This is a genomic window from Vibrio cholerae (assembly GCF_008369605.1).
Classification (GTDB): Bacteria; Pseudomonadota; Gammaproteobacteria; order Enterobacterales; family Vibrionaceae; genus Vibrio; species Vibrio cholerae.
Genome location: NZ_CP043554.1, coordinates 2,372,338 through 2,385,569 on the forward strand (window position 1 = coordinate 2,372,338; position 13,232 = coordinate 2,385,569).

16 protein-coding genes are annotated in these 13,232 nt (G+C 45.4%); 6 read left to right on the top strand and 10 right to left on the bottom strand.

Translation table 11 applies throughout. The features are described 5' to 3' along the window. Positions 1-116: 116 nt before the first annotated feature. Entirely contained in the window at positions 117-785 is a 669-nt protein-coding gene (can, locus tag F0316_RS10935; RefSeq protein WP_001114117.1) for a carbonate dehydratase, read from the top strand. 74 nt (positions 786-859) lie between these two features. Here the strand turns inward: can and hpt are convergent, their stop codons facing one another. Next, positions 860-1,393, bottom strand: a complete 534-nt coding sequence (gene hpt, locus F0316_RS10940) for a hypoxanthine phosphoribosyltransferase (protein ID WP_000683351.1) — start codon at positions 1,391-1,393, stop codon at positions 860-862. 295 nt (positions 1,394-1,688) lie between these two features. Between hpt and hapR the strand changes: the two genes are divergently transcribed. Next, entirely contained in the window at positions 1,689-2,300 is a 612-nt protein-coding gene (hapR, locus tag F0316_RS10945) for a quorum-sensing master transcriptional regulator HapR (protein ID WP_000340100.1), read from the top strand. A 213-nt stretch (positions 2,301-2,513) separates the two neighbouring features. On the opposite strand, the gene rsmI is transcribed toward hapR, so the two are convergent. Then, positions 2,514-3,380, bottom strand: a complete 867-nt coding sequence (rsmI, locus tag F0316_RS10955; RefSeq protein ID WP_000131541.1) for a 16S rRNA (cytidine(1402)-2'-O)-methyltransferase — start codon at positions 3,378-3,380, stop codon at positions 2,514-2,516. 69 nt (positions 3,381-3,449) lie between these two features. Between rsmI and F0316_RS10960 the strand changes: the two genes are divergently transcribed. The 4 genes from F0316_RS10960 to F0316_RS10975 are packed head-to-tail and all read left to right on the top strand — an operon-like array spanning position 3,450 to position 6,776. Further along, a complete protein-coding gene (locus F0316_RS10960; protein ID WP_149560563.1) occupies positions 3,450-5,255 on the top strand; it encodes a penicillin-binding protein activator in 1,806 nt (601 codons plus the stop codon). Then, positions 5,242-5,610 carry a YraN family protein gene (locus F0316_RS10965; RefSeq protein ID WP_001893625.1) on the top strand — a complete coding sequence of 123 codons (369 nt, stop codon included), beginning with the start codon at positions 5,242-5,244 and terminating at the stop codon, positions 5,608-5,610. Before F0316_RS10960 ends, F0316_RS10965 begins: the two co-directional genes overlap by 14 nt. A 3-nt stretch (positions 5,611-5,613) precedes the next feature. Further along, on the top strand, positions 5,614-6,204 hold the full coding sequence (locus F0316_RS10970) for a phosphoheptose isomerase (RefSeq protein WP_000887295.1): 591 nt from the start codon (positions 5,614-5,616) through the stop codon (positions 6,202-6,204). Positions 6,205-6,206: 2 nt separating this feature from the next. Next, positions 6,207-6,776 carry a BON domain-containing protein gene (locus F0316_RS10975; protein ID WP_000836325.1) on the top strand — a complete coding sequence of 190 codons (570 nt, stop codon included), beginning with the start codon at positions 6,207-6,209 and terminating at the stop codon, positions 6,774-6,776. A gap of 67 nt (positions 6,777-6,843) precedes the next feature. Here F0316_RS10975 and sspB read toward each other — a convergent pair whose 3' ends face one another. The 8 genes from sspB to zapE all read right to left on the bottom strand — a co-directional run bounded on the left by sspB (position 6,844) and on the right by zapE (position 13,138). Beyond that, positions 6,844-7,308 carry a ClpXP protease specificity-enhancing factor gene (sspB, locus tag F0316_RS10980; RefSeq protein WP_033930661.1) on the bottom strand — a complete coding sequence of 155 codons (465 nt, stop codon included), beginning with the start codon at positions 7,306-7,308 and terminating at the stop codon, positions 6,844-6,846. A gap of 11 nt (positions 7,309-7,319) precedes the next feature. Then, positions 7,320-7,955, bottom strand: a complete 636-nt coding sequence (gene sspA, locus F0316_RS10985) for a stringent starvation protein SspA (protein ID WP_000257304.1) — start codon at positions 7,953-7,955, stop codon at positions 7,320-7,322. A 99-nt stretch (positions 7,956-8,054) separates the two neighbouring features. After that, positions 8,055-8,792 (bottom strand): cytochrome c1, encoded by a 738-nt coding sequence (locus F0316_RS10990; protein ID WP_000758871.1) that lies wholly within the window; start codon positions 8,790-8,792, stop codon positions 8,055-8,057. Further along, entirely contained in the window at positions 8,789-10,054 is a 1,266-nt protein-coding gene (locus F0316_RS10995; protein ID WP_001148353.1) for a cytochrome b, read from the bottom strand. The genes F0316_RS10990 and F0316_RS10995 overlap by 4 nt, the downstream gene beginning before the upstream one ends. Beyond that, positions 10,054-10,647 (bottom strand): ubiquinol-cytochrome c reductase iron-sulfur subunit, encoded by a 594-nt coding sequence (gene petA / locus F0316_RS11000; protein ID WP_000063600.1) that lies wholly within the window; start codon positions 10,645-10,647, stop codon positions 10,054-10,056. The genes F0316_RS10995 and petA overlap by 1 nt, the downstream gene beginning before the upstream one ends. A gap of 327 nt (positions 10,648-10,974) precedes the next feature. Further along, positions 10,975-11,367, bottom strand: a complete 393-nt coding sequence (gene rpsI / locus F0316_RS11005; protein ID WP_000829823.1) for a 30S ribosomal protein S9 — start codon at positions 11,365-11,367, stop codon at positions 10,975-10,977. A gap of 15 nt (positions 11,368-11,382) precedes the next feature. After that, positions 11,383-11,811, bottom strand: a complete 429-nt coding sequence (gene rplM / locus F0316_RS11010) for a 50S ribosomal protein L13 (RefSeq protein WP_000847599.1) — start codon at positions 11,809-11,811, stop codon at positions 11,383-11,385. A gap of 223 nt (positions 11,812-12,034) precedes the next feature. Beyond that, on the bottom strand, positions 12,035-13,138 hold the full coding sequence (gene zapE, locus F0316_RS11015) for a cell division protein ZapE (protein ID WP_149560476.1): 1,104 nt from the start codon (positions 13,136-13,138) through the stop codon (positions 12,035-12,037). Positions 13,139-13,232: the final 94 nt, after the last annotated feature.

Here is a 13,232-nt window from a genome sequence, read left to right on the forward strand (position 1 = left end):
CTAGTTTAAGACCAATGTTGTAAAAACACGTCAGATGAGTTAAGCAGAAAGTAAATTAGATGAGCTTGAATTTGTAACATTGTGTATATTGTTGGCAATTATTTAAGGGAAGTAAGATGCCAGAAATTAAACAACTTTTTGAGAACAACTCAAAATGGTCTGAATCGATCAAAGCAGAAACTCCGGAATATTTTGCCAAACTCGCTAAAGGGCAAAACCCGGATTTTTTGTGGATAGGATGTGCAGACAGTCGAGTGCCAGCCGAACGGCTCACTGGCCTTTACTCGGGTGAATTATTTGTCCACCGTAACGTTGCCAATCAAGTTATCCATACCGATCTCAACTGTCTTTCTGTCGTTCAGTACGCGGTCGATGTGCTGCAAGTCAAACACATCATTGTGTGCGGCCACTACGGGTGTGGTGGGGTTACCGCGGCGATCGATAATCCACAACTTGGCTTAATCAATAACTGGTTGCTGCATATTCGCGATTACTACCTTAAACATCGTGAATATCTCGATCAGATGCCTGCCGAAGATCGCTCCGATAAACTGGCAGAAATCAATGTCGCCGAGCAAGTCTACAACTTGGCTAATTCAACCGTGTTACAGAATGCTTGGGAGCGTGGACAAGCAGTAGAAGTTCACGGTTTTGTCTACGGTATCGAGGATGGCCGACTGGAATATCTCGGTGTACGCTGCGCGTCACGCAGTGCAGTGGAAGATAATTACCACAAAGCGTTAGAGAAGATACTCAATCCGAATCATCGCCTACTGTGTCGTTAATTCTCCCCAAAGAGCAACGCCCACGAGTGCGTGGGCGTTGTCGGCAATCTTTTATTGTCAATCGTGAGCTTGGTTTATTCCGCCAGAGGCACCACTTTGCCAATATAAGGTAGGTGACGATATTTCTGCGCGTAGTCGATACCGACACCGACCACAAATTCGTCAGGAATTTCAAAACCGACCCAATTCACTTCAACGTCCACTTCACGACGGGTTGGCTTATCCAATAGTGTGCAAATACGGATCGATTTAGGCTCACGCAGCGCCAGAATCTCTTTCACTTTGTTTAAGGTATTCCCTGTATCGATAATATCTTCCACCAGCAATACATCTTTACCTTTGATGTCGTCATCGAGATCTTTCAGAATGCGCACATCACGTGAGCTTTGCATACTGTTGCCATAGCTAGAGGCGGTCATAAAATCGACTTGATGAGTCAGATGAATTTGACGAGCAAGATCCGCCATAAAAACAAAAGAACCACGCAGCAATCCAACCAAAACTAAATCACTACTCCCTTGATAATGCTCAGTGATCTGTTGACCTAATTCGCGAATGCGCTGGGCGACCTCTTGCTCAGAAATCATGACTTCAACTGTGTGTTTCATACCATTCTCGTTGTGTTGGGCGATGTCAGTATCGCTGACTTTGGTGGCGCGTATAGTACCACTTCACTCAAATCCTGTTAATCGTTTCCCTACTCATCCTCGCTTTGTTATGCACCCACTCAATAAAACAAGCTGAAACGACAAATAATTAACATAGTTGCACATTTTTCACCCAACAGAGATTGACCTTGAATATATGCACCATTACACTCATAGGGCTTTAAGTAGCAAATAACAAAATAATCATTAGAGCAAAATGCTCAATCAACAACTCAATTGGCAAGGATATACCCCTATGGACGCATCAATCGAAAAACGCCCTCGAACTCGGCTATCGCCTCAAAAACGCAAACTACAACTGATGGAAATCGCGTTGGAAGTGTTTGCTAAACGCGGCATTGGTCGTGGTGGTCACGCAGATATTGCCGAGATTGCGCAAGTCTCCGTTGCAACAGTGTTCAACTACTTCCCAACTCGTGAAGACTTGGTTGACGATGTGCTGAATTTTGTGGTTCGTCAGTACTCCAACTTCTTGACCGATCACATCGATCTTGATTTGGATGTGAAAACCAACCTACAAACTCTGTGCAAAGAGATGGTGAAATTGGCGATGACCGATTGTCACTGGCTCAAAGTCTGGTTTGAGTGGAGTGCTTCAACCCGTGACGAAGTTTGGCCACTGTTTGTTTCCACCAACCGAACTAACCAACTGCTGATCAGAAACATGTTTATGAAAGCGATGGAACGTGGCGAATTGTGTGAGAAACACGATGTCGATAACATGGCCAGCCTGTTCCACGGCATCTTCTACTCCATCTTCTTACAAGTGAACCGTTTAGGTGAACAAGAAGCAGTGTATAAGTTGGTCGATAGCTACCTCAATATGCTGTGTATCTATAAGAACTAGTTTCTTGGGCAGCACAAAGGGCGCATCCGCGCCCTTTTTTGTTTTCAGATGGGTATCACTTCCAGCGGTAATAAATATACCTAAACGACTTGGTGTTGCAGGCCGGCGGCAAATGAGTGAATCCCCACGAGCATAGATACACTCTGTGATTGGGGTGAGCAAATTCTGCCAACACCGCTACAGCTTCAAGTAGGAAATGGATAGAAGAGAAAATTATTCGCCTAAATTCTCCAAGCCCCATTTATACAATGCATTCTTTTTCAACTGGTGAATTTCAGCCACTAAGGCAGCAGCTTTTTTCAATGGCAGCTCTTTAGTCAAAATCGTTAAGGTGCGTAGAGCCTCATCTGGCAGTTGCTGCTCACCCGCATCCCGATATCCATGCACCAACAGCACCATTTCGCCTTTCTTACGGTTATCATCTTCAGCAATCCACGTAATCAACTCAGCCAAAGGCATACCTTGAATTGTTTCGAAGGTTTTGGTGAGTTCACGGGCAAGTACCACTTCACGCTCGCCACCAAGTACATCTAACATATCTTGCAGTGACTCGCAGATCCGGTGTGGCGATTCATAAAAAATACAGGTACGGCTCACTTTCGCGATCTCTAACAGTTTATCCTTACGTGCTTTGCTTTTTGCCGGCAAAAAACCTTCAAAGCTAAAACTATCAGATGGCAGGCCTGATGCACTCAGCGCTGTGATCACCGCACATGGCCCTGGAAGTGGCACAACTTTAACGCCTGCTTGACGACATTGAGTGACTAAATGATAACCTGGATCACTGATCAGAGGCGTGCCAGCATCGGACACTAAGGCAATCGATAGACCAGAGAGCAGTTTATCCACTAAGACTTGGGCTTTCTGCTGCTCATTATGATCGTGCAAAGCAAACGTTTTGGTCGAGATGTTGAAGTGAGCTAATAATTTTCCGGTATGACGCGTATCTTCAGCGGCAATCATATCGACACTGGCTAATACATCCAGAGCGCGTTGTGTGATGTCACCTAGATTACCAATCGGGGTTGGGACAATATAAAGAATTGGAGCACCATTTGGCACGGTTTTATTATCTGTCATTTGTTTACCATCACATCAACGATTAATATAGAGACAATTTTACACGGACTAACGAAAGAACTCATGGCTATGAACCACCATCAGCGACGCAGTGTACCACGCTTACTCACTCCGATTGCATTATCAATCGTTTTATCGGCCTGTTCGACTCAACCTTCGTCACCGGATGTGGTCGATATTACCGCTCAACCACTCTTAACGGCGCAGACGTATTTGATGCGAGCCGATGCCAGCCAAGGTAATCAGCAAAATGATTGGCTGATCATGGCTCTCAAAGCCGCCATAGAGGAAAACAATCCCGATCAAGCCCAACTTCTGATCATGCGCTTGGCGAAACAACCCTTGACTCCAACTCAGCAGGCGCAGTGGCAACTGCTGCGCGCTCAGTTATTAGCCAATACCGAACAATATCAAGAAGCTCTAGAGCAACTGAGTTTCCAAGCCAATTGGTCGTTACCTCAAGTTCAATGGCAGCAATATCACCAGCTTCGTGCGGACATATTCACGGCTCTGGATCGCTCTTTTGACTCCACTCGCGAGTTAGTGGCGCTGTACGCCCTTTCATCCAACAAGGACAAAGAAGCATTAGCGGATCAAATCTGGGCAAACCTCAATCACTACTCCGCCAGCAAAATTATCAAGCTTTCTGCTGAGCCCGATGAAGCGCAGTTGGATGGCTGGCTACAGCTTGCGATCTATATGAAAACGCTGGGTAGCGATCTACCACAACTGAAAAATACCTTAGAAAAATGGCTGGCTGAAAATCCGCAGCACCCAGCGGCAATTTATACCCCTAAAGCCATTACCGATATTTTGGCTTTAGAAATCGTCAAGCCGACTAACACCGCTTTACTGTTACCCTTGACAGGTAAATTTGCTAAGCAGGCTCAATTTATTCGTGATGGATTTGTGTTTGCCATGATGAACGATGCCGATCGCCAAACAAACGCGACGTTGACGATCATCGATACCAATGCCGAAACGCTCGAATCTGTTGATGCGATTCTGACCAGCAAACAAATTGATTTTGTTGTGGGTCCACTGATCAAAGGTAATATCGAAAAACTGCAGCAATTCCAACAAAGCCGTGGCCAAATGATCCCAACGTTGGCACTGAACATCCCGGATCAAATTGATACGACGGCGGGCGCTTGCTATCTCGCTCTATCACCTGAACAAGAAGTCGCACAAGCGGCAAAACATCTGTTCACTCAAGGCTACCGTTACCCACTGATCCTCGCGCCCCAAAACGCTTATGGTGAACGTGTGGTTGAAGCCTTTAATGAAGAGTGGCGTCGTTACAGCAAAAACAAAGTGGCAGTGAATCTTTTTGGCGACAAGCGTCAATTACAACGCAATATCAACTCCATTTTTGGCTTACAGGATAGCCAACAAAACATCGCACAGATGGAATCTCTGCTTGGTATGGGCTTAGAGAGCCAACCTCGTAGCCGCCGTGATATCGATGCTGTGTATATTGTCGCAAACAGCTCAGAACTCACCTTGATCAAGCCATTTATTGAAGTGGCTATCAACCCGGATACCCGCCCACCAAAACTGTTCTCAAACTCGAACAGCAACACAGGTGGTCGCCAATACGAAGATTTGTCAGGCGTGACTTACAGTGATATTCCACTGCTGATACAGCCAGCGCCAAGTATCAAAGAGCAGCTAACCCAAATCTGGCCCGAAAGCTCAAATGCAGAGCGCCGCTTGCAAGCTCTGGGGATGGATGCCTATCGTTTGATGGTGGAACTTCCACAAATGAAAATCGTCGAAGGCTATACGATTGATGGACAAACGGGTGTGCTAAGTATTGATGAACAATGTGTGGTTCAGCGTGAAATCAGCTGGGCAGAGCATGGTGTTCGTTAATTCTAGGCACCAAGGAAATCATTATGAACAAATGGCGGCGGACTATCTTCGCCGCCAAGGCCTTACTCTAGTCACACAAAATGTGAACTACCGTTTTGGCGAATTAGACTTAATCATGCGTGATGGAAACACATTAGTGTTTGTCGAAGTACGCTATCGAAACAACACTCAACATGGTCACGCCGCGGAAACCGTCACAAGAACCAAGCGTGCTCGCTTGATCAAAGCCGCAAATTGTTGGATGCTCGCCAACAAGATGAATAGTCACAGTGCGGATTTTCGTTTTGATGTGATTGCCATTCATCAACAAGGGCAACATATTGATTGGTTAAAAAACGCTATTACTGAAGGATAAACAATGCTCGATAGCATTAAAGACAGTTTTACCGAAAGCATTCAAATTCAAATCGCCGCAGCGGAGGCGTTACCCGATGCCATTATGCATGCCGCACAAGCCATGGTGGCGAGTTTACTTAACGGTCATAAAATTCTCTGCTGCGGTAACGGTGGCTCGTCGGTCAATGCACAACAATTTGTTTCTTGCCTTCTAAATCGCTTTGAGACCGAACGCCCAAGCTTACCGGGAATGGCTCTGACTGCAGATAACACGACGCTCACCGCCGTCGCTAACGACTACCACTATCAAGAAATCTTCTCAAAACAGGTTCGAGCTTTTGGCCAACCCGGTGATATCTTGCTTGCAATATCAACCAGCGGTAACAGTAAAAATATCATCAAAGCAATGGAAGCGGCCGTAACTCGCGACATGACGATCATTGCTCTCACAGGCAAAGATGGCGGTGAAATGGCCGGACTGCTTGGTGAAAATGACGTGGAAATTCGGATCCCATCACACCGTACCGCTCGCATTCATGAAGTTCATATGGTAACGCTACACTGCCTATGTGATTTGATTGATCAAGTGTTATTCCCAGCCCATGAAGAGTAAATATGAAAAGCATTAGACTTCTTATCGTTTCCGGTTTGCTCGCCACTCTAACAGGGTGTGCCGGACTGTTTATCGCGGGTGCCGCAACCACAGCCAATATTGTGACCGATCCGCGCAGCACGCAAGAGATCTGGCAAGATAACAATGTTGAACTTGAAGTTGCAGGCCTTGCCAATAAAGAACCTTACCGCAAAGATGCGCGCATTTCTGCCGTTGCTTACCGTGGAACCGTCGTGTTATTGGGACAGTCACGCAATGAAGCGATCTTAGAGCAATTTATTGCTCAGGCTCGTCAACTCAAAGGCGTCAAAGAGCTGCATAACCAAGTGCAAATTAAAGCGCCACTCTCCGTTGGTGAAATCAGCAACGATAGCTGGATAACTACCAAGGTAAAATCGGCGCTTTTAACGAAATCTGAGCTCAACGGCATTAAAATTAAAGTGGTGACAGAGGATCGCGTCGTTTATCTGTTTGGATACGTTTCTCCTGAACACGCAGAGATGGCCATTGATGTCGCAAGAAATATCATAGGTGTGAAACAGGTTGTGAAGGCGTTTGATTACGCTCAGTAACGATTTTGAGAGTGGGATATGAAAAAGGCAGCGATGACCACTGCCTTTTTGATTTCATGAGATTTATTTACTTCACGACACGTAAACTCGGTTTGCCTCTAGGGCGTGGAGTCTCTTCAGTGTTCTCAACCGCAACATCGCTTTCCAGCTCAATCAAGGAGTCATCTGAATCAATCTCTTCAGGAAAATCCATCATATCTAGATAAGCAGGCTCCGGCTCAAACATAGTGCCTGCGCCATTTTCACGGGCATAAATGGCCTGCACAGCATAAATAGGCACAATAACCAAATGAGGACGACCACCGAAACGGGCATTAAAGGTCACTTCATCATTGCCCAACTCTAGGTTTCCCACTGCTCGTGGAGCAACATTCAGAATAATTTGACCATCTTGAACGTATTCAAGTGGTACCTTCACGCCCGGTAAAGTGGCATCAACGACGAGGTGCGGCGTTAATTCATTTTCCAGTAACCAATCATAAAATGCACGTAGCAAATATGGTCGGCGTGGTGTCATTTGACCAATATCCATTCCGGCATCCATTAGCGAGCCAGACGCATCTCGCGTTCAGCTTCAGTCAGTGAAGCCAAGAATGAATCACGTTCAAATACACGGTTCATATACACTTTCAGCTCTTTTGAGCCAGGGCCAATCAAATCAATGCCCAGCACAGGCAAACGCCATAACAGTGGAGCAAGATAGCAATCGATCAGGCTGAACTCTTCACTCATGAAGTATTCAAACTCAGCAAACACAGGCCCTAAAGTTAACAGATCATTGCGTAGCTTATTACGCGCATTTTCAGCAACTTCAGGAGAACCATTCACTACTTTTTCTGCCAATGAATACCAGTTTCTTTCGATACGATAAATCATCAGACGGCTGTTACCACGTGCAACTGGGTAAACAGGCATAAGTGGCGGATGAGGGAAACGCTCATCTAAGTATTCCATGATGATCTTTGAGTCATACAGAGCAAGCTCGCGATCAACCAGTGTTGGAACTGTTTTATAAGGATTTAGCTCAATCAGTTCCGCTGGAAGGTTGTTCTCATCAACCAACTCAACTTCAAAACTGACGCCTTTTTCAGCTAGCACAATGCGAACCTGATGGCTATACATGTCAGATGCACTTGAAAATAGAGTCATCACAGAACGTTTGTTGGCAGCTACAGCCATGGAGCCCTCCAGTACAGATGCGGGTACAAAAAATCAATGGAGGCTAGAGCCTCCACTGATGAGTTAACAATCGGGAATTAGCGCAGCATAATAGCACAATTAGTGCACATCACGCCAATACTCTTTCTTGAGTGCGACAACGACAATGGTGAAGATCACTAAGAAACCCATTGTCCACCAGCCTAAGTTTTGGCGCTCAAGCTTCATCGGCTCACCGGAATATTCCAAGAAATTCACCAAGTCACGTACTGCTTGGTTATATTCCCCTTCACTCAATTCACCGTTTCCACGTGACTTCACGCCAACCACATGTTGAACCTCATTGCCATCGACGACTTTGGTTTCAAAAATAGGCTCAGGAGTACCTTGAAGCTCTTCAAGAACATGGGGCATACCTACGCTTGGAAACACAATGTTATTCACGCCAAAAGGACGTGAAGGATCCGTGTAAAATGAGCGCAAATAGGTATACAACCAATCGGTTCCACGCACACGAGCAACCAGTGTCAAATCTGGTGGTGGCGCACCAAACCATTTCGCTGCCGATTTATCGGGAATCGCATTTTCCATCAATTGACCAATTTTGGTCTCAGGATCAAAAATCAGGTTTTCCTTCATTAAATCAGCTGGGATGCCAAGATCATTGGCAACCCGTTCATAACGTTGATATTGAGTAGAATGGCAACCAAAGCAGTAATTCATAAACAGCTTGGCACCATTTTGTAGCGAAGCCTGATCCGTCAAATCGTTATTCGCTTTATCTAAATGCACATTTGCTCCAGCCGCCATCGCCAGTGAAGGCAGCATAGCAAACAAAACTACAATCCATTTTTTCATTTGTATGTCACCCTTGTTGGTAATGGCTTAGTGGCTTCGTTTTTGCTGTAGAAGAACAGCAACACAAAGAACATGAAGTAACACAAGCTAAATATCTGAGCCAACAGTGTGTAAGTTGGAGTTGCAGGTAGCGCGCCTAAAATCCCTAAGGCAATAAAGCTTACAGTGAACTGAGCAATATTGAATAAATGGAATTTGCTACGATAACGGTAAGAACGAACCTTACAACGATCCAGCCAAGGTAACAGGAACAATACAACAATCGACGCCCCCATCGCGATAACCCCTAGCAGCTTATCTGGAACCGCACGCAAGATGGCGTAAAACGGCGTAAAGTACCAAACAGGCGCAATATGTTCTGGTGTTTTCAGTGGGTTAGCTGCTTCAAAGTTGGGCGGCTCAAGGAAGTATCCCCCCATCTCTGGATTGAAGAACAACACATAGCAGAACAAGAATAAGAATCCCGCAACACCAATTAAATCTTTCACCGTGCCATAAGGATGGAATGGGATCGAATCGATAATGTCGTACTTCTTAGTGTAGTACTCATGGAATTTAAACTGTGATTCGTAGCCTTCACCCATTGAACCTTTTGGCAATTTGGTCTCAATACCATCAGGGTTATTTGAGCCAACTTCGTGCAGAGCCAGAATATGCAGCACGATCAAAAGCAGTAATACGATTGGCAACGCAATCACATGCAAGGCGAAGAAACGGTTTAGTGTGGCACCGGAAATGACATAGTCACCACGGATCCATAGTGTGAGATCATCACCAATAACCGGAATTGCTCCAAACAGCGAAATGATTACCTGTGCGCCCCAGTAAGACATCTGTCCCCAAGGTAACAAGTAGCCCATAAAGGCTTCTGCCATCAACACAAGGAAAATCAGCATACCGAAGATCCACAATAGCTCACGAGGCTTTTGGTATGATCCATAAATTAAGCCACGGAACATGTGCAGATAAACCACCACGAAAAATGCAGAAGCCCCGGTTGAATGCATGTAACGCAATAACCAACCGTACTCCACATCACGCATGATGTATTCAATCGAAGCAAAAGCGCCCTCTCCCGATGGCACATAGTTCATGGTTAACCAAATACCAGTCAGAAGTTGGTTGACCAAAACCAACATCGCAAGCGAACCAAACAGATACCAAAAGTTAAAGTTCTTTGGCATTGGGTATTCTGAAAGGTGTTTTTTGTACGCATTCATGGCAGGTAGGCGTTTTTCTACCCAATCAAGTAGAGCTTGCATTATGCCTCCCCTGTCTCATCAAGACCAATCACGATCCGCGTATCACTGAGATACATGTGCGGCGGGATAACAAGATTTAGTGGTGCCGGAACAGCTTGGAATACTCGCCCTGCCATATCAAATTTTGAACCATGACATGGACAGAAGAATCCAGACTTAACCCCTTGGACTTGCTCAGAAAAAGAATCTGGAAGATAAGTTGGTGAGCAACCCAAATGAGTACAAATACCGACTGCGATAAAGTACTCAGGCTTAATCGAACGGTAAGGATTCTGAGCATAATTAGGCTGTTGTAGCTCGTCAGAATTCGGATCACGAAGTTGGTTTTCGTGACTTTTCAAACCTTCAACGACAGCTTGTGAACGACGAACCACCCAAACAGGCTTACCACGCCATTCAACACGAACCATCTGCCCTTCTTCGAGTTTACTGATTTCAACCTCGACAGGGGCACCGGCCGCTTTTGCTTTCGCGCTCGGGTTCCACGATTTTATAAAAGGTACGGCAACCGCAACGGCTCCTAAACCACCCACAACGGCCGTTGTAGCGGTCAGAAATCGTCTGCGGCCTTGATTTAGAGGCGCATTACTCATCCAGACATTCTCCCATTTGCTCCTTATGGATCCTGCTTATTCCGTTTAAAGAGCAAGGCTAACAAACACGAGTTTATTTTGTATTTATTTGATAGCAAATGATAAATAAAACCCTACTTTTTGACAAGATAAAGCTACCTTTCTGTAACATTTGTCAATTCAAATCGCTCGCGGCATCACAAAAGGAACAACTTATTTATCGAGTATTGAGAAGAGGGGAATTAGGAATCTGCCAAGCAGACCTTGAGATGTAAAAAACCCGGCCATAAAGCCGGGTTTTTGAACCACATCCAGTAACACTGGAGCGTATTTTTCCAAAAGGAAAAATTAACGCTTAGAGAACTGTGGACGACGACGTGCTTTACGTAGACCCACTTTCTTACGTTCAACGCGACGAGCGTCACGAGTAACGTAGCCAGCAGCACGTAGAACAGGACGTAGAGACTCATCGTATTCCATCAGAGCGCGAGTGATACCGTGACGGATAGCACCTGCTTGACCAGAAATACCACCACCTTTAACAGTGATGTACAGATCCAGTTTCTCTACCATGTCAACCAGTTCAAGAGGTTGCTTAACAACCATGCAAGAAGTTGGACGACCGAAGTACTCTTCAAGGCTACGCTTGTTGATTACGATGTTGCCGCTGCCTGGTTTAATAAAAACACGAGCAGCTGAGCTTTTGCGACGGCCAGTGCCGTAGTATTGATTCTCTGCCATTTCCGAAATCCCCGATTAGATGTCCAGTACTTTTGGTTGTTGAGCAGCATGGTTGTGCTCAGCGCCAGCGTAAACTTTCAGCTTACGGTACATAGCACGGCCTAGAGGACCTTTTGGCAACATACCTTTAACCGCTAACTCAAGTACCATTTCTGGCTTACGCTCAATCAGCTTCTCGAAGCTGAATGACTTCAGGCCACCTGGGAACTCAGAGTGACGGTGGTACATCTTGTTCTTAGCCTTGTTACCTGTAACAGTAACTTTCTCCGCATTAACAACGATGATGTAATCACCAGTGTCAACGTGTGGAGTGTATTCAGCTTTGTGTTTGCCACGTAGGCGAGATGCAATTTCACTTGCTAGACGGCCAAGAGTTTTACCTTCAGCGTCTACAACGTACCAGTCGCGTTTTACAGTTTCTGGTTTAGCAACGAAAGTTTTCATGCTAATAATAACCCGTTAATTTAAATTTACACTTCAAGGAGCTTTCGCTCCCACTGTCTAAGAGCCCAGTCATCACCCCTTCGAGTGGGTGGCACTCTCGGCCACAAAGGACCTGCAGTAACGGTGGGTCGCAGGATTATAGAGAAGGGCGCAGAAAAAATCACCTTTTTTTGCATGAAAAGAGAAAAAAAATCCACGCCTTATAGGGGAAGCCATTTTGTGCTCAGCCCAAGTGCTCCTTCGCTAAGTAATCATGACTTTGCATTTCAATTAGGCGTGATTGGCAGCGTTTAAATTCAAATTCTAACAAACCATCGGTATACAGATCGGTAAGGGGCACTTCAGCAGAAATAACTAACTTTACATGTCGCTCATAAAACTCATCCACCAGCGCAATAAAGCGCCTCGCGGCATCATCGCTACTTTTGTTCATCTGTTTGACATCCGCCAGCAGCACGGTGTGATAAATTTTCGACAGCTCAATATAGTCATTTTGGCTACGTGCCGTTTGGCATAACTGGGCAAAGGTCGCATACAATACTCCGTCTCCAGCTGCTTCAACCGTAATCATTCGGTGATTAACGTCGATTTGCGTCTCTGGAGTCTGCTCTGAGCTGATCAACTGCTGGAAGTAACGCTGTAGGTTATCGGTCGCTTTACTGTCTAAAGGGTAATGATAAATTTCCGCTTGCTGTAAGGTTCTCAAACGATAATCGACACCACTATCTACATTTAGGATCTGACAATGCGTTTCCACCAACGCAATTGCAGGTAGGAATCGGGCTCGCTGTAACCCATTGCGGTACAAATCCTTGGGGGCAATATTCGAAGTGGCTACCAATACGATACCGCGTCTAAATAAGGCCTCGAACAGAGTTCCAAGGATCATCGCATCGGTAATATCCGAGACGAAAAACTCATCAAAACAGATAATGTTTGCCTCAGCACAAAAGCGATCAGCCACAATTTCAAGTGGATCACTGACGTCTGATAAGGTGCGTAATTCATCGTGCACCCGATACATAAAGCGATGAAAATGAACCCTAAGCTTCTTTTCTGTCGGCAAGGCTTCAAAAAAAGTATCCATAAGATAGGTTTTGCCGCGTCCGACACCTCCCCACATATAGAGACCTTGTGGCTGTTGCGTCACTGTTGGCTTCTTACCGATGAGCTTTTGCCATACAGAAGGTCGTACCACTGGCTGATTGAGGTAATTTAGCCATTGGTGATACAAATTATCTAAGGCATCGACGGCACGTGCCTGTGCTTCATCACTATAAAAATCAGTGCGTTGTAAATCTTTTTCGTATCGCTGCTTCGGAGTCATCTTGGTCTACTACAGTTACAAGGAGAGCCATAAACGCAAAATAGCTGACGTGCATTTTGCTTTATCCAACTTGGGTCTCATAGTAACATGTCCC

Bases quoted from the DNA above. Each gene is read 5' to 3' on its own strand.
- F0316_RS10995 (WP_001148353.1), bottom strand. From the start codon at position 10,054: ATGCAAGCTCTACTTGATTGGGTAGAAAAACGCCTACCTGCCATGAAT.
- rsmI (WP_000131541.1), bottom strand. From the start codon at position 3,380: ATGACAGATAATAAAACCGTGCCAAATGGTGCTCCAATTCTTTATATT.
- hapR (WP_000340100.1), top strand. From the start codon at position 1,689: ATGGACGCATCAATCGAAAAACGCCCTCGAACTCGGCTATCGCCTCAA.
- sspA (WP_000257304.1), bottom strand. From the start codon at position 7,955: ATGGCTGTAGCTGCCAACAAACGTTCTGTGATGACTCTATTTTCAAGT.
- hpt (WP_000683351.1), bottom strand. From the start codon at position 1,393: ATGAAACACACAGTTGAAGTCATGATTTCTGAGCAAGAGGTCGCCCAG.
- F0316_RS10990 (WP_000758871.1), bottom strand. From the start codon at position 8,792: ATGAAAAAATGGATTGTAGTTTTGTTTGCTATGCTGCCTTCACTGGCG.
- F0316_RS10975 (WP_000836325.1), top strand. From the start codon at position 6,207: ATGAAAAGCATTAGACTTCTTATCGTTTCCGGTTTGCTCGCCACTCTA.
- F0316_RS10960 (WP_149560563.1), top strand. From the start codon at position 3,450: ATGAACCACCATCAGCGACGCAGTGTACCACGCTTACTCACTCCGATT.
- F0316_RS10965 (WP_001893625.1), top strand. From the start codon at position 5,242: ATGGTGTTCGTTAATTCTAGGCACCAAGGAAATCATTATGAACAAATG.
- rpsI (WP_000829823.1), bottom strand. From the start codon at position 11,367: ATGGCAGAGAATCAATACTACGGCACTGGCCGTCGCAAAAGCTCAGCT.
- rplM (WP_000847599.1), bottom strand. From the start codon at position 11,811: ATGAAAACTTTCGTTGCTAAACCAGAAACTGTAAAACGCGACTGGTAC.
- can (WP_001114117.1), top strand. From the start codon at position 117: ATGCCAGAAATTAAACAACTTTTTGAGAACAACTCAAAATGGTCTGAA.
- petA (WP_000063600.1), bottom strand. From the start codon at position 10,647: ATGAGTAATGCGCCTCTAAATCAAGGCCGCAGACGATTTCTGACCGCT.
- zapE (WP_149560476.1), bottom strand. From the start codon at position 13,138: ATGACTCCGAAGCAGCGATACGAAAAAGATTTACAACGCACTGATTTT.
- F0316_RS10970 (WP_000887295.1), top strand. From the start codon at position 5,614: ATGCTCGATAGCATTAAAGACAGTTTTACCGAAAGCATTCAAATTCAA.
- sspB (WP_033930661.1), bottom strand. From the start codon at position 7,308: ATGGATATTGGTCAAATGACACCACGCCGACCATATTTGCTACGTGCA.